Source organism: Rhizobium sp. PRIMUS64 (genome assembly GCF_023006465.1).
Classification (GTDB): domain Bacteria; phylum Pseudomonadota; class Alphaproteobacteria; order Rhizobiales; family Rhizobiaceae; genus Rhizobium; species Rhizobium leguminosarum.
The window spans coordinates 1-18,883 of record NZ_JALBGX010000127.1; the positions used below are offsets into that span (position 1 = coordinate 1).

Genomic DNA, 18,883 nt, shown 5'->3' on the forward strand with positions numbered 1-18,883 from the left:
CGGGCGGGGGAACAGCGGCGGGCGCTGCTGCAGCCGCCGCTTGCTTGCCACCGACGGCAGCCTGCAGTTGCGCCAGAAGCTTATTCCCGGTATCGCCGTGATCGGCGTCCGGCTGGTCGACGAGGGCACGCATATGGTCCTGGGCGGCGAGAACGGCGGCGACGAGTTCACTGGTCGCCGCGACCTCGCCCTTGCGGACGCGGTCGAAGGCTGTTTCGCAATGATGGGTGAAGGCGGCGAGCGCCTCGAAACCGAACATCGCGCCGGAGCCCTTGAGCGTGTGGAGCCCGCGGAACACGGCGTCGACGAGATCCTTGTTGTCGAGCTGGTGGGTCAGGTCGAGAAGACCGGCCTCGATCGCTTCGAGGCATTCGGCAGCTTCCGTGCGGAATACGGCGACCGGATCGAGCGTACTCATCGTCCGAGAACCTTCTTCACGATCTTCACCAGACTTTCCGGGTCGAACGGCTTGGTCAGCCAGCCCGTCGCGCCGGCGGCCTTGGCGCGCGCCTTGAGATCGGCGTCCGATTCCGTCGTCAGGAAGATGATCGGAACGCCGGCCTGCGCCGGCAGCTTGCGCAGTTCCTCGATCATCGTCAGCCCGTCCATGACAGGCATGTTGAGATCGGTCACGATCAGATCGAAGCTGCTGCCCTTGGCGGTCGCGAGGCCCTCTGCCCCATTGACCGCCTCGGTGACGCTATAGCCGGCATTGGTCAGCGTGACCTTGGTGGTCAAACGAATGCTGGCGGAATCGTCGACGGTCAGGATATTTGCACTCATAACGTCACCTCTTTATGCAACCAGAAATTTGCGTCTTCTTGATCGAAGGATTCGATGAAACCTGCGCGCTCAAGTACCTTCAAGACCGATCCATTGGCCGGCGAAGAAAGATTGAACGTCTTTCCCCTGGATTTTGCTTGGCGGCGCGAGGATTCGATGAGTTGAACGAAACTCAGATCCGCTTCCGCACCTTCTGGAATGCTGACGATGATTGTATCGCGACTATGAAATGCATCATTAAACTTGGAATATAGTTCGCTCACGTTACGAATGCCGAGCACGTCCGGCAAATTTATAGATTCGTAATATTGTTTCTTAGTATCCAATGCAGCCTCCTGGGCCAGAAAATACTTGACGACCCTAAAAGGACTCTCACGGCAGCGTTAATGCAGGGTAAACAGCGGTTGTAGGAAACTGCCGTCTAGCGTGTTCCGCGACTCCCAATTCTCATCCGGGATAAGTTGTATTTTTTTCTCAAAATTTAGAAATAAATAAAATAAAAACAATATGTTGAATCATCAACTCGAGCGTTAGGCTTTAACCGACACGTCATCGACATCTTTCGTTAATCACAACGCTGGCGAGTCCGGCGCGTTTACCGGACGTTTCCATCCTGCCCGTAAAAATAGAGTTGAATTGCCTGGATTTTAAGAAAAGGTATAAAAGTGGCACACGCTCTGGTATCACCGAACGCTGCAGCCTACACATCAGGACGGGACATCAGCCAGACCCTGGAATCCGCCCGCGGCCAGGTCGAGGAACGGTTCCTCGAAGGCGGCACCGTGCTGTTGTCGGTGATGGATGTCCTCAACCGTCTGTTGAACTCGCTCGAGAGTGTTACCACGACGCTCGACAACAAGGATGCGAGCGACACCAGCACCGATCTCCGCGCCACGGTCGAGAGCTTGACGGCGCTGCCGGTCACCGAGGAAAACCGCCAGCAGGCGCTCGTCTCGCTGGCGCATACCGGCAGGGAGCTGCGCAAGCACGTCTCCGACATGCAGGAGACGATGCGTTATCTCAGAACCTTCGCCGTGACCGTGAAGATCACCGGTGCCGGCCTTGCCGAATTCGCCGGCTTCGCCCAGGAGATCCTGGAGCGCATCTATTCCGGCACCGATGAGGTCAACCGTTTCGCCACGCATCTCGACAGTCTCGATAAGGAGGTCAAGCTCGCCACCTCCTTTGGCGCCAGCGTTTCCAAGGGTTATGCCGATACCGTTCCGGCCGTCGCCGGAGCCCTGCGCGATGATGCCGCCAAGATCGCCCAACATCGCAAGGATCTCGGCGTCATCGCCCGCGAGGTCGGCGCGATTGCCCGGGCCGTCCAGGGCAAGGTCGCCTCGACGCTGTCTGCCCTGCAGATCGGCGATATCACCCGCCAGCGCATCGAGCATGTACAGGCTACCTTTTCGCTCCTTGAGGATTTCTTTGCCGGCGAGGATGGCGCCAGCCTCGACGCCGGCGCGCGCCAGCGCCTCCAGAACGTCATTCACCACCTGACCGCAGCGCAGATGAGCGACATGTGCGCAAATTTCCAGCGGGATTCTGAGAACGTCGTCAAGACGATCGCGAGTTTCGACCACGACATGCGAGAGATCCTCAAGCTGCGCGATCAGATGAGCGGTCAGAGCGGCGAGGCCGGCGGCAACTTCATGCGCGCGCTGGAATCCAGCGTTTCGGCCGCCCACGAAATCGTCAAGCAGGTCGACACGGCAAGCCGCCAGGCCGATCAGGTGAGCCAGTCGACGATCGGCACGGCCGCCAAGCTCTCCGAAGCGATCGGCAACATCCGCGCCGTCAAGACCGACATTCACTATATGGCTTTGAATACCAACCTGCGCTGCAGCCGCCTCGGCGAGGAAGGCAAGTCGATCAACGTCGTCACCGCCGAACTGCGCATCTTCGCCGGCAAGCTCGATGATTCCGCCGACGCCATCGTCAACGGCCTGCCGGCGCTCGAAGCCGCAGCCGGGCGCGTCGCCCCCGCCACGGATGCCGGAGCCGGCAGCCTGGGAGAAAGCCTGACGTCGGCCGTCGGCAACATCCGCTCTGCAGCCAACGTGATGGAAAACGAATTGAAGGTGCTCGCCGAGAACGGTCGCGAGGTCGCCACCAAGATCAGCCTGCTGATCGGCAAACTCGATTTCCAGCATGATCTCGGTGAAGTCCTTGCCGGCTGCGCCGATCTGCTCGAAGGCGTCGCCGGCACTGAGGTCGCCGATATCTCCGATCTCGCAGAAACGATCGCGCCGCTCGACCGCAAGATCTTCAAGCACTACACGATGGTCCAGGAGCGCAACATTCATCGCGACATCATCCCGGCAAGCGAGGACACCACCCCCGCCCCGGCCGAGACCGCCAAAGCCGAAAACGATGAAGACCTCTTCGCCGATGCGCTTTTCTAAGTTGGGATACGGTCGCTATCGCCGCCGGAACTTGTTGGCGGCCTCGATCGCCGCCTTCTGCTGATCGTCCTCAATGCCGAGATAGAAATCCTCGAGCGACGGATCGGCAAGCCCGGCCCGGCGCGACAGCACGTACCACTTCGCCGCCTCGACCGGATTGGGCGGCGTGCCGATCGCATTGATATAGAGATGGGCGAGCTTGTTCTGCGCGACGACGTTGCCGCCATTGGCGGCAAGTTTCAGCCATTCGAAACCCTTGACGTAATCCTTCGGCCCACCGACGCCGTTGACCAGCCAGATGCCGAGATCGAGCTGGGCCGTGTCGAAACCGGCGCGCGCTGCACGTGCCATCCACTCGCGGGCAAGCTTTTTCTTTTCCTCCGGCAGGTCCTTCAGCGTCGCATAGATCTGCGCTACGGCATATTGCGAATCGGCAATGCCCTGCTCGGCTGATTTCTCGTAGAACGGCAGGGCGAGCTTCAGTCCCTTCTCGCCGGGATTGTCGGCGACGAGAAGCTGCGCCCAGTTGAATTCCGCCGAAGGATTGCCGCCCTCGGCCGCCTTGTGCATGTACTCGTCGGCCTTGACCTTGTCACGCGGCACGCCCTCGCCTTCCATCAGGATCAGCGCATATTTGAACATTGCCGCCGCATCGCCGCCTTCGGCCGCCTTGCCGTACCAGAAGGCAGCATTCTTCACGTCCTTCTTGACGCCGAGACCCTGCGAGAGGATTTCGCCGATCAGCGTCTGCGCCGCCGGATCGCCGAGCTGGGCGCGCGGCAGCGCCTTGTCCATTGCCGTCAGGTAATAACCGCGTTGGAAGGCGCCGTAAGCTTCATCGATCGGCCCCTTGTAATCCTTCTCCGGCGGCAGATCCGGCAACTTCGCACCCATGCGGTCGAACACGCCGACGCCATCGGAGGGCCCGACGTCCGAGGCGGAGGGCCGGTCCGTGCGGAAGGTCGAAGCCGGCGCTGTACCCGGCTGGCTGATGACGCTGTCCGACGCCTGCGCCAGGGCGACATTCGGCCCGGCCGCAACGAGGGCGGTCACGCTGGCAAGGATATATTTCAAAGGGCGGGCGGGCAGGATCGGCATGAGCGCGATTTCAATCCTCAAACCGTGGCGCTTTTTCGTCAAGCAACGCGTTGATTTCGGCAACGACCGACGGCGCCCGGCCGGGCTCACCAAAGACCGCCAGCCGCAGCGCCACGAACTCCGCACCAGTCTCGGCGACGGCGAGCGCCGAGGCCGGATCAGTGCCGCCCATGACGATGCAGGGAATCTCGATCATCGAGGCCCACCATTCGCCGAGCGCAAGGTTCTTCGGATGCGCCTCCGGCTTGATGTCGCCATCGAGCTTGCCGAAGAAGATATAGTCCGGCCTGACTTCGCCGATCTCCAGCGCATGGTGCCGGTCGGCCGCGTTGCCACCGCCGACGATCAGCTTCGGCGCATGTTTGTCGATCGCTTCCGAAAGCGCCTCGGCATTGCTGGAAAGGTGCAGGCCATCGGCCTTTGCCCGGCCTGCGACACGGCTGTCACCTGCAATCAGCGCGGCTGCTCCAGCATTCTGGATCAATGGCACCAGCTTTTCGGCATGTTTCTGGAAGGTGCCGTCGTCGAGCCCGTATTGCGGCACGATCACCGAGGCGACATCGCCGCCCTTCAGCGCATCGGCGACGATCTTTGCCTGTTCATCGGCATCGGCGATATCAGGTACGATGAGCACAAGGCGGCAGCGATTTTCCGGTTCGGTCATGAGGTCTTTCCGTTTCCGGCGAATTCCCCTTCGAAATGAGGGATCCGCACTCGTTTTGTGTGAGTAGTTCCGTTAGACGAGGCTTGCAAGAGGAGGACGTCGAAAGCATGCCGCAGGATTTGTCATTCTATTACGCCGCCGTGCCCGCCGTTCTGCTGGTGGGGCTCGCAAAGGGCGGCATGGGCGACGCTTTGTCGCTGATCGGCTTGCCCTTCCTCGCCCTCGTCGTCTCACCGGTCGAGGCGGCTGCCATCCTGCTGCCGATCCTGGTCTTCATGGACATGATCTCGCTCGTCATCTGGCGCAAACATGGCGACTGGGCGACGCTGAAGATCATGCTGCCGGGCGCCGTCTTCGGTATCGCGCTGGGCTGGGCGACCTCGGCCCTGGTTCCGGGCAACATGCTGCGCATCGTCATCGGCGCGGTGACCATCCTCTTCTGCCTGCGCTATTTCTGGAACAATTTCGGCCCCGGCGCCGGCAAGGTGATCCCGCCGCGCGGCCAGCGGCCGGTGGCTGCCAGCGTCTGGGGCACATTTTCCGGTTACGGCAGCTTCGTCGCCCATGCCGGCGGTGCGCCCTTCCAGATCTATGCCCTGCCGCTCAAATTGCAGCCGCGCGAATATACCGGCACCAGCGTGCGCTTCTTCGCGATCCTCAACGCCATCAAGCTGATCCCCTATTTTGCACTCGGCCAGCTCGATACCCAGAACCTTGCGACCTCCGCGACGCTTCTGCCCTTTGCCCCGCTCGCCACCATTGCCGGCGCGTGGTGCGTGCGCCGCATGAGGCCACAGATCTTCTATCCCTTCATGTATGCAATGGCGCTGATCGCCGCCTTCCTGATCGTGCGCGAGGGCCTTGGCTGGTAGAAACAACTAAAGCATGTCGCGCAAAACTGTGCAGCGGTTTTGCGATAACGACTGGCGTAAAAACAAAGACCGAAAGCGCAAGGCGCGACTCTGAAAGATCGCGACGCGCTTTGGAAACCACGGCACGCTGCAATGCACAATTTCCTTGCTGGCGCGGCCGGTTTGACGTAGCGTTCCTGCCATGTCGAACACGGACCCTTTCTCTGCGATTGCCGATCCGAACCGGCGGTTTCTGCTGGAGGAATTGCGTCGCGCGCCACGGACGGTCAATGAGCTCGCCGAGGGCCTGCCGATCAGCCGCCCTGCTGTTTCGCAGCATCTGAAGGCGCTACTCGACAGCAATCTCGTCTCCGTGACCTCGGAAGGCACCAAACGTATCTATACGGTCAACAACCGCGGCTTCGACAAGCTCAATTTGTGGCTGGATCAGTTTTGGGCCTGAGGCAGGTCCCCATAAGATCTGGGGATACGATGCGAATCATAAGAACGCGATGTGAGACGTGGCGGACCCAAAAGCGCCAGCCACGATGCCGGATGCATCGGACTGGCGCAAATCTGGTGTCAAATCACCGGTTCTTGCTAATTTTTGGCGGAATGGATGGATTTACCTTGTTGCGCAAGATGATCGCCCGGCGACCCTTGGGAAGATTAGTGGACGGATGACTTAAGACGCTGAATCTCGTCCTTGATGCGCAGCTTGCGGCGCTTGCATTCGGCAAGTTCCGTATCGGAAATAGAGGGAGATGTTCTGAGCGCGTGCAACTCCTCCTCGAGAGCAACATGCTTTTTCTGGAGTGACTCAAGATGAGCTTGAACAGTCATATGACCCTTCCTTCCTCTTTACCCTCCCCGGCCATCATCGTCGGGGATCAAGGTGTCAACGGCCGGACTGTGACATATTTTTGAAGGCTTGTCGAAGGCCAAAAGATGGAGACTGGATGGCAATTTCATGATCAAGACTAACTAGCCGTTACCTGTATTTGGTGATAGGAGCTTGCGGAAATCATCGGCAGATCGGACAAGGTCCAGGGACGGTAACGGGGAATGCATATGGCCGATCAGGAACAGGCGGAAATCAGGCTCACGGTGGCGCGTCTGCGTCAGGAGCACGAGGATTTCGATGCCGCGATCAACGCCATGATCCAGACCGGATGCGATGCTCTGCGGATCCAGCGTATGAAAAAGAAAAAGCTCGTCATCAAGGACAGGCTCTCCAAGCTGGAAGATCAGATCATCCCTGACATCATCGCCTGAGAGGGAATAGCAGCAACGATGACAGACAGACCACCCGTCGCCATCATCATGGGCAGCCAGTCCGACTGGGAGACCATGAAAAACGCCGCCGACACGCTGGAGGCGCTTGAGATCCCTTATGATGCGCGCATCATTTCGGCGCACCGCACAGTGGACCGATTGGTCAATTTCGCCAAGGGCGCACGTGCGGAGGGCTTCAAGGTCATCATCGCCGGCGCCGGCGGCGCTGCCCACCTGCCGGGCATGACCGCCGCGATGACACCGCTGCCGGTTTTCGGCGTGCCGGTCCAGTCGAAAGCCCTGTCCGGCCAGGACAGCCTCCTTTCCATCGTGCAGATGCCGGCCGGTATTCCTGTGGGCACGCTTGCCATCGGCAAGGCCGGCGCGGTCAACGCCGCCCTTCTCGCCGCCGCCGTGCTTGCCCTTTCCGACGAAGAAATCGCCGACCGGCTCGACGAATGGCGCGAGCGCCAGAGTGCTGCCGTCGCGGAATACCCGATGGACGACCTATGACGGCAAGAACGATCGGCATTATCGGCGGCGGCCAGCTCGGCCGCATGCTGGCGATTGCCGCCGCCCGGTTGAATTTTCGCACGGTCATCCTCGAGCCGCAGCCGGACTGCCCGGCCGCCCAGCTCGCCAACCGGCAGATTACCGCCGCCTACGACGATCCCGCGGCACTGGCCGAACTCGCCGATATCTGCGATGTCGTCACCTACGAATTCGAAAACGTGCCCGTCGCGGCCGCCGAAAGGCTCTCGGCGACCGTGTCGGTTTATCCGCCGCCGAAGGCGCTGGAAGCCGCCCAGGACCGCCTCGTCGAAAAGCGCTTTCTCAATGACTGCGGCATATCAACCGCCCGCTTCCACGCGATCGACAGCCAGGCCGATCTCGAGACGGCACTGAAGGATTTCGGCGGCCAGGGCGTGCTGAAGACCCGGCGTCTCGGTTATGACGGCAAGGGCCAGAAGGTTTTCCGCTCGGCCGCCGACAGCCCGGAGGGCGCCTATGCCGCACTCGGCGGCGTGCCGCTCATCCTCGAAAGTTTCGTCGCTTTCGAGCGCGAGGTCTCGATCATCGCCGCGCGCGCCACCGACGGGACGGTCGTCTGCTTCGATCCCGCCGAGAACGTGCACCGCAACGGCATCCTCCATACCTCGACGGTTCCCGCCGCGATCTCTGCAGCGACGGCGGACTCGGCGCGCCGATCGGCCGAAAAGATCCTTGCCGCGTTGAACTATGTCGGCGTCATCGGCATCGAATTCTTCGTGCTTGCCGATGGCGGCCTGATCGCCAACGAGATGGCGCCGCGTGTGCACAACTCCGGTCACTGGACGGAAGCCGCCTGCGTCGTCAGCCAGTTCGAGCAGCATATCCGGGCCGTCGCCGGCCTGCCGCTTGGCAGTGCCGAACGGCATTCCGACTGCATCCTGCAGAACCTGATCGGCGACGATATCCTTGCCGTTCCCGACTGGTTGCGGCGCCCCGACACGCTGGTTCATCTCTATGGCAAGACCGAGTGGCGCCCCGGCCGCAAGATGGGTCATGTCACCACCTTGACGCCGAAATCGCTGGTTTTGGCCTGAGAAAACACCCTTGTGCCTTGGGAAAAACACCTTCATGTGGTTGACACGGAAAAGGTGACGAGGTATCTGCTCCCCCACCTAAACAGCGCGCCCGATGGCGCGCTTTTGATTGTTAAAGATACGGGCGAATGTGAATTCCCCCATAGAGATCGCGGATCAGAAAAATGAAGATCAAGAATTCGCTCAAGTCGCTCAAGGCTCGTCACCGTGACAACCGTCTGGTTCGCCGCAAGGGCCGCATCTACATCATCAACAAGCTGAACCCGCGCTTCAAGGCTCGTCAGGGCTGATTTCGCGCGTCCGGATCGCCTCGCCGCGCAGGTTGCGCCGGTAGATATATCCGGTGGGTCGCTGCGGCGATCACGTCAAATTTGTTTGATCTTCGGCGTTGGCGGGCTAATATGTCCGCCATGCGCTTTTTTGCTTTGACGTCAGCGGCACTGCCGCTCGCCCTCATCCTGCTCACCTCCCCCTTTCCGGCCGCCGCCGCGGAACAGTCGGCTGCCGCGACGAAAAAGGATGTCATCGTCGAACAGACGGATGTCAACGGTTCACCCAAGCAGCACCTCGACCAACTCTTCAGCCAGTTGAAGCGTGAACGCGACCCCGACAAGGCCAGCGGCATCGCCAATGAAATCCGCATGGAATGGAACGATTCCGGCAGTGCCACCGTCAATCTGCTGATGCAGTGGGCCGACAAGGCGATCGAGGAAAAGCGCAATCCCGCTGCCCTCGATTTCCTCGATGAGGCGATCGCGCTGAAACCCGATTATGCCGAAAGCTGGAACCGCCGCGCCACGCTGAATTTCGTCATGGGCAATTACCGCAAGTCGATGTCCGACATCGAACGTGTGCTCGATCTTGAGCCGCGCCATTTCGGCGCGCTCTCCGGCATGGCAGCGATTCTCAGCAATTCCGGCAACGACCAGCTGACCTTGAAGGCTTGGGAGCGTTTTCTCGATGTCTACCCCGCCGAACGCACCGCGCAGGAACAGGTCAACACGCTGGCGGAAAAACTCGCCGGCAATCGCACCTGATTCCCAGGCTGATATCTTGACGTTGGATCGCGCCGCGCAATTTAAAGCATGTCGTGCAAAAGTGTGCAGCGGTTTGCGATAACGACATGCGTAAAACAAAGACCTGAGCGCGACGCGCTTTAGAATCTAGAGGGAACGATGTAGCGGTTTGTCCGCCTGCAGGTCATCCCGCAATTATCGCTCGTTGAGATCATGCTTGCAGAAGTTTCCGCTCTTCTCGCCCCACTCGCCGCCGCCATCGGTTACTCCACTTATAAGGCGCGGCAATTCGAACAGGCTTATCCGAATATCGGCGAACTGACGGATGTCGGCGGCTACCGCATGAATGCCGTCCACATCGAGCGTCCCCAAAATGCGGATCTGCCGGCACTGGTCTTCATTCACGGCGCCAGCGGCAATCTGCTCGATCAGGTCGTCGCCTTCCGCGCCGCACTCGAAGGCCGGGCAGAAATGCTGTTCGTCGATCGTCCCGGCCATGGTTATTCCGAGCGCGGCGGCCCCGAGAATGCCGTCCCCTCCGGCCAGGCCGATGCGATCGCCAGGCTGATGGAAAAGCGCGGCATCGAAAAGGCGATCATTGTCGGCCATTCCTTCGGCGGCGCGATCACCGCCGCCTTCGGCCTGCGCCATCCTGACAAGACATCAGGCCTGCTCTTCCTCGCGCCCGCCACCCATCCCTGGCCGGGCGGCATCGACTGGTACTATCACGTGGCGACGGTGCCGATTGTCGGCTGGCTCTTCAACCATGCGATCGTCGTGCCACTCGGGCTGAGCCGGCTGGAGCGCGGCACGCGGAACGTCTTCCGCCCTAATCCGCGCCCGGCCGACTACATCGAAAAAACCGGTCCGTCGCTCGTATTGCGCCCCGGCGCCTTCCAAAACAACGCCGCCGATTTCAAAAGGCTGCTCGCCTATGTGAAGGAGCAGTCGCTGCTCTATTCGCAGATCACCGCGCCGACCGTCATCATAACCGGCGACAGCGACGAGATCGTCTGGGAACACTTGCACTCGCGCGGCCTTGCCCGCGATATATCAGGCTCCGAACTCATCACCGTCAGCGGCGTCGGCCACAAGCCGGATTATCTCGCGACCGATGTCGCCATCGCCGCCATGGAAAAAATCGCCGGCAAGCCGCTCGACCTGCAGGCGGTTGCCCGCAGGGCCGAGGAGAGACTTGCCGCCGCATCACACAATCGGACGGTCGTAACCGTGCCGTCGTTGGGGCCAGGCGCCCTGCATGGCGCATGACCTCTCCGGCTTGGATTTCCGGCCCGCGAGACCGTCGGCGGTCCGCCTGAATGCTGCTTCAAGCGCTGAGACGCACACCGCCGTCGCAGGTGATGACATGGCCGCTCATGAAGCCATTTCCGATCAGGAAGGCGATCGCCTCTGCAATATCCTCCGGCCTGCCGACACGACCGACCGGCGTGCGGCCGGCGAAATCCGCAAAAACGCTGCCGCGCTGCTCCGGCGGCAGGAAACTCCACCACGGCGTATCGACGACCCCAGGTGAAACGCCGTTGACACGCAGCGGCTTCAACTCGGCGGCAAGCACCGGCACCATCGCCTCGATGCCGGCATTGACGGCCGCAAGTCCAGCCGTGCCAGGCATCGCTGCCTGCGCGCTGACTGCCGAAACGAAGGTGATGCTGCCGCCCGGCTGCAGCAGCGGCAGTGCTGCCTGGGCTGTCGCGGCATGCGGAATGAGCTTGGTCTGAAACCCGGCAAGCAGATCCGCCATGTCGAGCGTCGCGAAGGGTCCGGCGCCGTGTCCGCTGCCCATCGCCAGCACGAGATGACCGAATGCGCCGATCCCGGCAAAAGCCTCCCCAAGGCCGGAAAGCTCCGCCGCATCGAGCACGAGGCTGCGCCGCTCGCCCTCGAGCGATGCCGTCGCCGCGGCAAGCTTTTCGCCGTCGCGGCCCGCAATGGTGACCGTGTAACCCTGTTTCAAAAGTAATTTCGCCGTGGCAAGGCCGATGCCGGAAGAACCGCCGATGACGACCACATGCTGCAAAGACATGATGCTACTCCTTGAATTGATCGAGCCGCAGACGCTTCAACCACCTGCGACACCGGCATCATGCGCGGCCCGGAAACGGCAAACAGTTCCGGTTTTATCCTGGTATCAATACTGATATGATTCCTGCCATGGACCAGAGATCCGACACATTCGAAGCCCGCCGCCGTGAATTCGCAGCCTTCCTGCGCTCCCGTCGCGAACGGCTGACGCCCTCCGAGGTCGGTTTGCCGGAGGGGTTTCGCCGGCGCACGCCGGGTCTCCGGCGTGAGGAGCTCGCCATGCTCGCCGGCGTCGGCACCACCTGGTACACCTGGCTGGAACAGGGCCGCGACATCAGGCCCTCCATGCAGGTGCTCAACGCCCTTGCCGATGCGCTGCGCCTCGACGAGGCCGAGCGCCGACATCTCTTCACCCTCAACAATCGCCAAGCGCCGCAGGCAGTCTCATCCGCACTCGAATGCGTCGACGAGCCGCTGCAGCGCATGCTCGCTAACCTGACCCACCAACCGGCTTATGTACTTGGCCGCCGGTGGGACGTGCTCGCGTGGAACCGTGCCGCCGAGGTGCTGTTCGGCGGTTACGACACGCTCGACCGCGACGAGCGCAATACCATGCATCGCCTCTTTGCCGACCCCGCGCATCGCAAGCTGCTCGTCGACTGGGAGGCGGTTGCCCGCGTCTCGCTGGCGATGTTTCGCGCCGACAGCGCGCGTTATGCCGGCGATCCGGATTTCGAGCGGCTGATCGCGCTGCTGAAACAGGCAAGCGCTGAATTTCGTGTTTGGTGGCAGCGCCACGAGGTCGTCAATCCGCTGTCCGGCATAAAGCGCATCAACCATCCCCTCAAGGGCCGCATGTCCTTCGAGCATACCGGCCTGACACTGACGAGCCGGCCGGAGATGAAGCTCATCGTCTATACGCCGCTCGATCACGATGACACCAACCGGAAACTCGCCGAACTCCTCACGCTTTAAGTTTTGTTTTCGCATATCGTCGTCGCAAAGCCGCTGCACACTTTTGCGCGACATGCTTTAAAGCCAACCCCTTGCATTGCCTCAGGCTGTCGCAGCCCCATATGTTTTTTCATCATTGTCCATAGGAGGGGAAATCATGGGCCGCCTGCATATCGGGACGATCTCCGTCATATCAGCATTGTCGCTGAGCCTTACCTCGGCTTTCGCCGCCTCGCCTGCGCCCGTAGAAGCCGAGCACGGCATGGTCGTCACCGCCCAGCATCTGGCGACCGATGTCGGTGTCGAGGTGCTGAAAAGCGGCGGCAACGCCGTCGATGCGGCAGTTGCCGTCGGCTATGCATTGGCAGTAGTCTATCCCGCGGCCGGCAATCTCGGCGGCGGCGGCTTCATGACCATCCGCCTGAAGGACGGCACGAAGACTTTCCTCGATTTTCGCGAACGCGCACCGCTAGCCGCAACGAAGACCATGTATCTCGATGCCAAGGGCGATATCGTGCCACGCGCCAGCCTCGACGGTTATCTCTCGGTCGGCGTGCCGGGCTCCGTCATGGGCTTCGAGACCGCGCGCGAGAAATACGGCACCAAATCGCGCCAGGATCTGATCGCGCCGGCACTTCGCTTCGCCAAAGAGGGTTTCACCCTGGAACAGGGCGACGCCGCAAGTTTCGCCGGCAACGCCAAGCGCCTCGCCAAGGATGAGGCGGCGGCAAAGATATTTCTGAAACCGGACGGCAAACCCTATGCATCCGGCGAAAAACTCCAGCAGCCGGACCTTGCTTCGGTCCTGGCAGGCATCTCCGAAAAAGGCTCCGATGCCTTCTACAGGGCCGCGCCCGCTGAGGCGATCGTCAAGGCGAGCCAGGCCAAAGGCGGCATCCTTGCCAAGGAGGATTTCGAGCAATATGCTGTGCGCGAATTGAAGCCGATCGAGTGCAATTACCGCGGCTACGACATCATCTCCTCGCCGCCACCTTCCTCCGGCGGCGTCATCATCTGCGAGATCCTCAACGTTCTGGAAGGCTATCCGCTCTCCTATCTCGGCTATAACTCGGCCGAAACCGTGCACCTCATGGTCGAGGCGATGCGCTATGCCTATGTCGACCGCAATGCAGCACTCGGCGATCCCGATTTTGTCGAGAACCCGGTCGCCAAGCTTCTCGACAAGAAATATGCCTTGGAGACTGCCGCCAAGATCGACCCCTACAGGTCTGGCACCTCGGCGAACCTCAAACCGCTCGGCGGCAAGGAAAGCACCGAGACGACGCATTATTCGATCATCGACGACGAGGGCAATGCGGTCGCCGTCACCTATACGCTGAACGGCTCCTTCGGCGCCGGCGTCGTGGCACCCGGCACGGGCATCCTGCTCAACAACGAGATGGACGATTTCACCTCCAAGCCCGGCGTGCCGAACCTCTACGGACTGGTGCAGGGCGAAGCCAATGCCATCGCGCCGAAGAAGACGCCGCTCTCCTCGATGAGCCCGACGATCGTCACCCGGGACGGCAAGCCCTTCATGGTGATCGGCAGCCCCGGCGGCTCGCGCATCATCACCATCACGTTGGAAGCGATCCTCAATGTCGTCGATTTCGGCATGGATATCAGCCAGGCGGTCAACGCCCCGCGTCTCCACCACCAATGGCAGCCCGACAAGGTCTTTCTCGAACCCTATGCGCTTTCGCCCGATACCGAAAAGACGCTCGCCGCCATGGGCTACAGCTTCGATGGCGGCAATGACGCGCCGCAATGGGGCCAGGCCGCCGGCATCCTCGTCGGCGGCAAAAGCCTTGCCGCCATCGCGAAAGGCGGCGGCGCCCGCTACAACGGCGCCATGGATAGCCGCGCAGCGGAAGGGTCGGCAAGCGGCTACTGACGCTTCGGGGATCGCCCGATCAAACAGTCAGCGGAAGCGCAACGCGGTTCGAGAAGCAGCGGTGGCACCATTCATGTCACCGTGACAAAGTCGCCGTTCACAATTGGCTTGCCGCGCCCTATGCATGGGCGAACCCGCAAGCAGAAAGATTCCCGAATGGCCAGCATTGAAATGATTGTCGCAGCTCGCGCCCGTCTGCGCGGTCATGCAAGGCGCACGCCGCTTCTCTCCTCCCCTTTCCTCGATGAGATCGCCGGCCGGCGTCTGTTCGTGAAAGCCGAATGTCTGCAGCATTCCGGCTCATTCAAGTTTCGCGGCGGCTGGTCGGCCGTCTCCGGCCTTGATGCTGCGGTACGCTCGAAGGGCGTCATCGCCTTCTCCTCCGGCAACCACGCCCAGGGCGTTGCGCTTGCTGCCAAGCTGCACAATATCCCCTCCGTCATCATCATGCCGAGCGATGCGCCGAAGCTGAAGATCGCCAACACCCGTGCCTTCGGTGCTGAAGTGGTGCTCTACGACCGCGTCAACGAGGATCGCGACGAGATCGGCGCGAGGCTTTCGGCCGAGCGCGGCCTGACACTGATCAAGCCCTTCGACGAACCGCTTGTCATCGCCGGCCAGGGCACGACCGGCCTCGAAATCTCTGAGCAGGCTGGGGAGGAAGGCGTTACATCCGCCGAAGTCCTCGTTCCCTGCGGCGGCGGCGGATTGACCTCCGGCATCGCGCTCGCCCTTGAAGCCAGTTCCCCCGGCTTTCGTGTCCGCCCCTGCGAGCCCAAGGATTTCGACGACACCACCCGCTCGCTCGCCTCCGGCAAGATCGAACGCAACGCGACGGTGTCAGGCTCGATCTGCGATGCGATCGTTACCCCGCAGCCGGGCAACATCACCTTCCCGATCCTCAAGCGCCTCGCGGGCCCTGGCATCGTTGTCACCGACGAGGAGGCGCTACGCGCCATGGCGCTCGCCTTCACGCGGTTGAAGATCGTCGTCGAGCCTGGCGGCGCCGTGGCGCTCGCCGCCGCCCTTTTCCACGGCGAGGCGCTGGAAAGCGACACGATCGTCGCCGTCACCTCGGGTGGAAATGTCGATGCCGATATCTTCGCCATGGCGCTCGAACGGTTCGGCTAGACAGCGCGCAATCGGCCGCAAATGCCGTCAACGCTCTTGGGCCATCCGCAGCATATGCCGCGGATGGTTTTCGTCAGCAAACCATCATGCCAGCTTGTAACGCTTGGCCGGCATGCTGCGGGACAGGTTGGGCATCAATGCCTGGCGCGCCTGCTCGTAGGCCGACAGCAAGCCTGCATCCTCAAGCGCCGGAATCGTTGCGAACTCACCTTGCTTAAGGCCGGCGAGCGATGCATCGACCATGTCTTCGGCCGACATTACGATCTCGTTCGGCAGATGCTCTATCGGCGTGCCGGCAATGCCCCAGAATTCCGTCGCCGTGGCCCCCGGTAGCACGGCCTGGATACGGATGTTCTTCTCCGCAAGCTCATGCTTCAGCGACTGGCTGAAGGCGAGCACGAACGCTTTCGTGGCGCCATAGACGCCGTTCAGGCGCTCTGGCGCAATCGCCACGATGGAAGCAATGTTAATGATCGTGCCACCGCCACGGGCAACGAAACCGGGAACGGCGGCATACGTCAGCCGCATCAGCGCCGTGACGTTGAGTTCGATCATCTTCTGCATCTTGTCGACATCGGCGGCGAGCAGCGGCGCCGTTCCGCCGACGCCGGCATTGTTGACCAGAAGCGTGATGCTCCGGTCTTGCTTCAGCACGCCTTCGACACGGGCGAGGTCGGCCGTGTTGCCGAGGTCAGCCACAACGGTCTCGACCGCCCTGCCCGTCTCCTCAGTCAGCCCGCTTGCCAAGGCCTTCAGCCGCTCGCCGTTACGGGCAACGATGATCAGGTCGTAACCCTGCTTTGCCAGCCTGTGCGCATAGACTGCGCCGATGCCCGAGGATGCGCCGGTTACCAGCGCAGTACCCTTGTATTCCTGTGTCATGATCCATCTCCTTCAATTGCGCCGGCGTCTGCCCTGCACTTGAGGAGAGTCATACTCCGGATTGTCAGCGTCCTGAATGTCATATATACCACCTTTTAGGACATAGGAGCTTAGCCATGCAGACCATCGCTTTCCTGCTCTATCCCGGCTTCCAGATCATGGGCCTGGCGGCCGTGTCGGCCTTCGAATTCACCAATCTGCATTTCCGCGAGAAGGTCTACGACATCCGCTACCTCTCGGAAGCCGGGGGGTCGCTGCGCACCTCGCTCGGCATGACGATCGAGACCGAGCCCTTCGGCGATCCCGGATTCGATACGCTGATTGTCACCGGCGCACCCGGCATTGCGTTGCCAAGCCCCGGCGAAAGCGGCTTCATTCGCGCGGCTCTTGGCGCCTCTCGCCGCATCGCTTCGATTTGCACCGGCACCTTCTTCCTCGCCGAAGCCGGCATTCTCGACGGCCGGCGCGCGACGACGCATTGGTATCTCGCCCGCCAAATGAAGGCGCGTTACCCAAAGATCAAGGTGGAAGAGGATCGCATCTTCATCATCGACGGTTCGGTCTGGACATCGGCCGGCATGACGGCCGGGATCGATCTGGCACTCGCCATGGTCGAGAAGGACCACGGCATTGAAGTCGCCCGCGCCGTGGCCCGAATGCTTGTCGTCTATCACCGCCGTTCCGGCGGCCAGTCGCAATTTTCCGCGCTGCTGGAGCTGGAACCGAAATCCGACCGCATCCAGAAGGCGCTCGACTTTGCCCGCGGCAATCTGAAATCGCAGCTTTCGGTCGAAGAACTGGCGGAAGCCGCCCATCTCAGCCCCCGTCAATTCAGCCGAGCTTTCCGCGCCGAAACCGGGCAGTCACCGGCCAAGGCCGTGGAAAATCTCAGGCTCGAAGCCGCCCGGCTGATGATGGAGCAGAGCCGCCATCCGATTGACGTCGTCGCCGACGAGACCGGCTTTGCCGACCGCGAGCGTATGCGCCGCGCTTTCCTGCGCGCCTTTGGCCAGCCGCCGCAGGCAATACGCCGCAACGCCCAGCAGGAACTGCAGATGTGAGCACCCAGCCTGCGACGGCTGGGTGCTTTCTGTCCTCGCTACTGTTGCTTAAGCGCCCGGCGGATCGCGATCTCGACCGGCGAATAGGCGCCGTCCTCCCGTTCGAGCCGGAGAGGTTCAGAAGGCGCAAGGCCGGGCTGCGCCATGAAGCGCGGCTGCCTGCCGCGATGCATCTGCGCTGCATGGATGACGAACGGATGGCACAGATAGACCGTGCCAGCCGGGCCCGTGGCTAACGCCAGCGGCCGGTCCTCCCCCACATGCTCCAGCCAGAGGTACGCCATTCCCGCCTCGCCCGCTGGTGCCAGGAGGCGTGCGATATCCTTGTGCGAACCGACGCGGATGCGGGTCGGCGCGTCCTCCTCTCCGACATCCGAGAACAGGAAAAGCATCAGCAACGCCCGCCCGCGCGAGGTGATGTTCACCCGCCAGGCAGAAAAATCCCGCTGCTCGTTTGGATCGGAACCCTCGCCGGGAAAGCTGAGGTCGACATGCCAGCCGGCATCACCGGGATCATCGGAATGGGGGAAGCGCACCGGAAAACTGCCAAGTCCATTGCGCGGCTCCCAGCGACCGGTGCCGACGAGCTGGTCGAAGGCCGAATGCAATACCGGCGTGTTGACGGCTTTCTCAAACGGCCCGCCGCCATAGCCGGCAAGTCGCACGACGGGCTGCGTCCACGTGCTTGGATCATCAGCAGCGAAGGGAATGTCACGCCACATGATGGCACGGGCTTCCTCGGCCAATGCGGGGGGAAAAGCGTCGTCGATCCTGACGAAACCGTCCTCGATGAATCGCTCGATCTGCGCAGCACTCAGTGCCGGCGGGTAAACATCTGCTGTCATGAAATATCTCTCTATCGCCAAACCTGCCGGCTCTTTCCTTGGCCAGACGCAGGGTGGTTACATCCACGGCAACGCACCAGCCACGAAGGCTGGTCAGCGGCCGCATCTTCTGATGCCCGAAGGCAGAGCCTTAGAGGCTCAAGAAGAAGACCGAAGCGATATTGAGGGTGAACGTCTTCATAGCGGTTCGAGGCTATAGGCTTGCGCCCGAGGGGTCAATGCGGAGATGTCAGGCCAACACCTCGCGCAGCGCGCCATGCACCGACAGAAGCACGAGCTCGGCAAGCCGGGCCACAGCCGGTTGCGGTTCGGCTTCCGCCCGATGCAGGACCAGGCCGAGTGTCGGCAAATCCGGCAGGCCGATCGTCTCCGGCACGAGCGGCCGGACCTTC

22 protein-coding genes and 1 pseudogene are annotated in these 18,883 nt (G+C 61.7%); 13 read left to right on the plus strand and 10 right to left on the minus strand.

What is annotated here, in order from left to right; all coding sequences use genetic code 11:
- The 3 genes from MOV76_RS31695 to MOV76_RS31705 all read right to left on the minus strand — a co-directional run.
- Positions 1-418: Hpt domain-containing protein (locus tag MOV76_RS31695; protein ID WP_247266006.1), on the minus strand; the 418-nt coding region annotated here is incomplete at its 3' end.
- Positions 415-783, minus strand: coding sequence for a response regulator (locus MOV76_RS31700; protein ID WP_003552634.1), 369 nt, complete (start codon positions 781-783; stop codon positions 415-417). The genes MOV76_RS31700 and MOV76_RS31695, both read right to left, overlap by 4 nt.
- Positions 780-1,109, minus strand: coding sequence for an STAS domain-containing protein (locus MOV76_RS31705; protein ID WP_247266007.1), 330 nt, complete (start codon positions 1,107-1,109; stop codon positions 780-782). The genes MOV76_RS31700 and MOV76_RS31705 overlap by 4 nt, the downstream gene beginning before the upstream one ends.
- A gap of 339 nt (positions 1,110-1,448) precedes the next feature.
- On the opposite strand from MOV76_RS31705, the gene MOV76_RS31710 reads away from it, so the two are divergent.
- A complete protein-coding gene (locus MOV76_RS31710) occupies positions 1,449-3,191 on the plus strand; it encodes a chemotaxis protein (RefSeq protein WP_247266008.1) in 1,743 nt (580 codons plus the stop codon).
- Positions 3,192-3,206: 15 nt separating this feature from the next.
- On the opposite strand, the gene MOV76_RS31715 is transcribed toward MOV76_RS31710, so the two are convergent.
- On the minus strand, positions 3,207-4,289 hold the full coding sequence (locus MOV76_RS31715) for a tetratricopeptide repeat protein (RefSeq protein WP_247266009.1): 1,083 nt from the start codon (positions 4,287-4,289) through the stop codon (positions 3,207-3,209).
- 10 nt (positions 4,290-4,299) lie between these two features.
- The gene (locus MOV76_RS31720; protein WP_018243499.1) at positions 4,300-4,953 is read right to left on the minus strand and encodes a thiamine phosphate synthase; all 654 of its coding nucleotides are present in this window, start codon (positions 4,951-4,953) and stop codon (positions 4,300-4,302) included.
- 107 nt (positions 4,954-5,060) lie between these two features.
- Between MOV76_RS31720 and MOV76_RS31725 the strand changes: the two genes are divergently transcribed.
- A complete protein-coding gene (locus MOV76_RS31725; protein ID WP_247266010.1) occupies positions 5,061-5,825 on the plus strand; it encodes a sulfite exporter TauE/SafE family protein in 765 nt (254 codons plus the stop codon).
- Between the two features lie 181 nt (positions 5,826-6,006).
- On the plus strand, positions 6,007-6,267 hold the full coding sequence (locus MOV76_RS31730) for a helix-turn-helix transcriptional regulator (protein WP_003542830.1): 261 nt from the start codon (positions 6,007-6,009) through the stop codon (positions 6,265-6,267).
- A gap of 206 nt (positions 6,268-6,473) precedes the next feature.
- On the opposite strand, the gene MOV76_RS31735 is transcribed toward MOV76_RS31730, so the two are convergent.
- Positions 6,474-6,647 (minus strand): YdcH family protein, encoded by a 174-nt coding sequence (locus tag MOV76_RS31735; protein ID WP_003542831.1) that lies wholly within the window; start codon positions 6,645-6,647, stop codon positions 6,474-6,476.
- A gap of 228 nt (positions 6,648-6,875) precedes the next feature.
- On the opposite strand from MOV76_RS31735, the gene MOV76_RS31740 reads away from it, so the two are divergent.
- The 6 genes from MOV76_RS31740 (at position 6,876) to MOV76_RS31765 (ending at position 10,950) form a co-directional block, all read left to right on the plus strand.
- Complete coding sequence (locus tag MOV76_RS31740) at positions 6,876-7,079, plus strand: YdcH family protein (protein ID WP_017968168.1); 204 nt, start codon at positions 6,876-6,878, stop codon at positions 7,077-7,079.
- Between the two features lie 18 nt (positions 7,080-7,097).
- The gene (purE, locus tag MOV76_RS31745) at positions 7,098-7,592 is read left to right on the plus strand and encodes a 5-(carboxyamino)imidazole ribonucleotide mutase (protein WP_011653459.1); all 495 of its coding nucleotides are present in this window, start codon (positions 7,098-7,100) and stop codon (positions 7,590-7,592) included.
- Positions 7,589-8,665, plus strand: a complete 1,077-nt coding sequence (locus MOV76_RS31750) for a 5-(carboxyamino)imidazole ribonucleotide synthase (protein ID WP_193444278.1) — start codon at positions 7,589-7,591, stop codon at positions 8,663-8,665. Before purE ends, MOV76_RS31750 begins: the two co-directional genes overlap by 4 nt.
- A gap of 164 nt (positions 8,666-8,829) precedes the next feature.
- Positions 8,830-8,955: a type B 50S ribosomal protein L36 gene (ykgO, locus tag MOV76_RS31755; RefSeq protein WP_003566454.1), complete on the plus strand. Its 126-nt coding sequence runs from the start codon at positions 8,830-8,832 to the stop codon at positions 8,953-8,955.
- 111 nt (positions 8,956-9,066) lie between these two features.
- Positions 9,067-9,702 carry a hypothetical protein gene (locus tag MOV76_RS31760; protein WP_018243502.1) on the plus strand — a complete coding sequence of 212 codons (636 nt, stop codon included), beginning with the start codon at positions 9,067-9,069 and terminating at the stop codon, positions 9,700-9,702.
- Between the two features lie 192 nt (positions 9,703-9,894).
- Positions 9,895-10,950: an alpha/beta fold hydrolase gene (locus MOV76_RS31765; protein ID WP_247266011.1), complete on the plus strand. Its 1,056-nt coding sequence runs from the start codon at positions 9,895-9,897 to the stop codon at positions 10,948-10,950.
- A gap of 58 nt (positions 10,951-11,008) precedes the next feature.
- Here MOV76_RS31765 and MOV76_RS31770 read toward each other — a convergent pair whose 3' ends face one another.
- Positions 11,009-11,725, minus strand: a complete 717-nt coding sequence (locus tag MOV76_RS31770) for an SDR family oxidoreductase (RefSeq protein WP_018445959.1) — start codon at positions 11,723-11,725, stop codon at positions 11,009-11,011.
- Between the two features lie 116 nt (positions 11,726-11,841).
- Here MOV76_RS31770 and MOV76_RS31775 point away from each other — a divergent pair, with 116 nt between their 5' ends.
- The 3 genes from MOV76_RS31775 to MOV76_RS31785 all read left to right on the plus strand — a co-directional run bounded on the left by MOV76_RS31775 (position 11,842) and on the right by MOV76_RS31785 (position 15,703).
- A complete protein-coding gene (locus tag MOV76_RS31775) occupies positions 11,842-12,699 on the plus strand; it encodes a helix-turn-helix transcriptional regulator (RefSeq protein WP_247266012.1) in 858 nt (285 codons plus the stop codon).
- 136 nt (positions 12,700-12,835) lie between these two features.
- Complete coding sequence (ggt, locus tag MOV76_RS31780; RefSeq protein ID WP_193444282.1) at positions 12,836-14,572, plus strand: gamma-glutamyltransferase; 1,737 nt, start codon at positions 12,836-12,838, stop codon at positions 14,570-14,572.
- A gap of 156 nt (positions 14,573-14,728) precedes the next feature.
- The gene (locus MOV76_RS31785) at positions 14,729-15,703 is read left to right on the plus strand and encodes a threonine/serine dehydratase (protein WP_018243507.1); all 975 of its coding nucleotides are present in this window, start codon (positions 14,729-14,731) and stop codon (positions 15,701-15,703) included.
- A gap of 84 nt (positions 15,704-15,787) precedes the next feature.
- On the opposite strand, the gene MOV76_RS31790 is transcribed toward MOV76_RS31785, so the two are convergent.
- Positions 15,788-16,585, minus strand: coding sequence for an SDR family oxidoreductase (locus MOV76_RS31790; RefSeq protein ID WP_018445963.1), 798 nt, complete (start codon positions 16,583-16,585; stop codon positions 15,788-15,790).
- Positions 16,586-16,701: 116 nt separating this feature from the next.
- Between MOV76_RS31790 and MOV76_RS31795 the strand changes: the two genes are divergently transcribed.
- Positions 16,702-17,646, plus strand: a complete 945-nt coding sequence (locus MOV76_RS31795; protein ID WP_130759001.1) for a GlxA family transcriptional regulator — start codon at positions 16,702-16,704, stop codon at positions 17,644-17,646.
- Between the two features lie 38 nt (positions 17,647-17,684).
- Here the strand turns inward: MOV76_RS31795 and MOV76_RS31800 are convergent, their stop codons facing one another.
- The gene (locus MOV76_RS31800; protein WP_247266013.1) at positions 17,685-18,491 is read right to left on the minus strand and encodes a phytanoyl-CoA dioxygenase family protein; all 807 of its coding nucleotides are present in this window, start codon (positions 18,489-18,491) and stop codon (positions 17,685-17,687) included.
- A 229-nt stretch (positions 18,492-18,720) separates the two neighbouring features.
- Positions 18,721-18,883 (minus strand): annotated as a pseudogene (locus MOV76_RS31805) (LysR family transcriptional regulator); the annotation flags it as partial.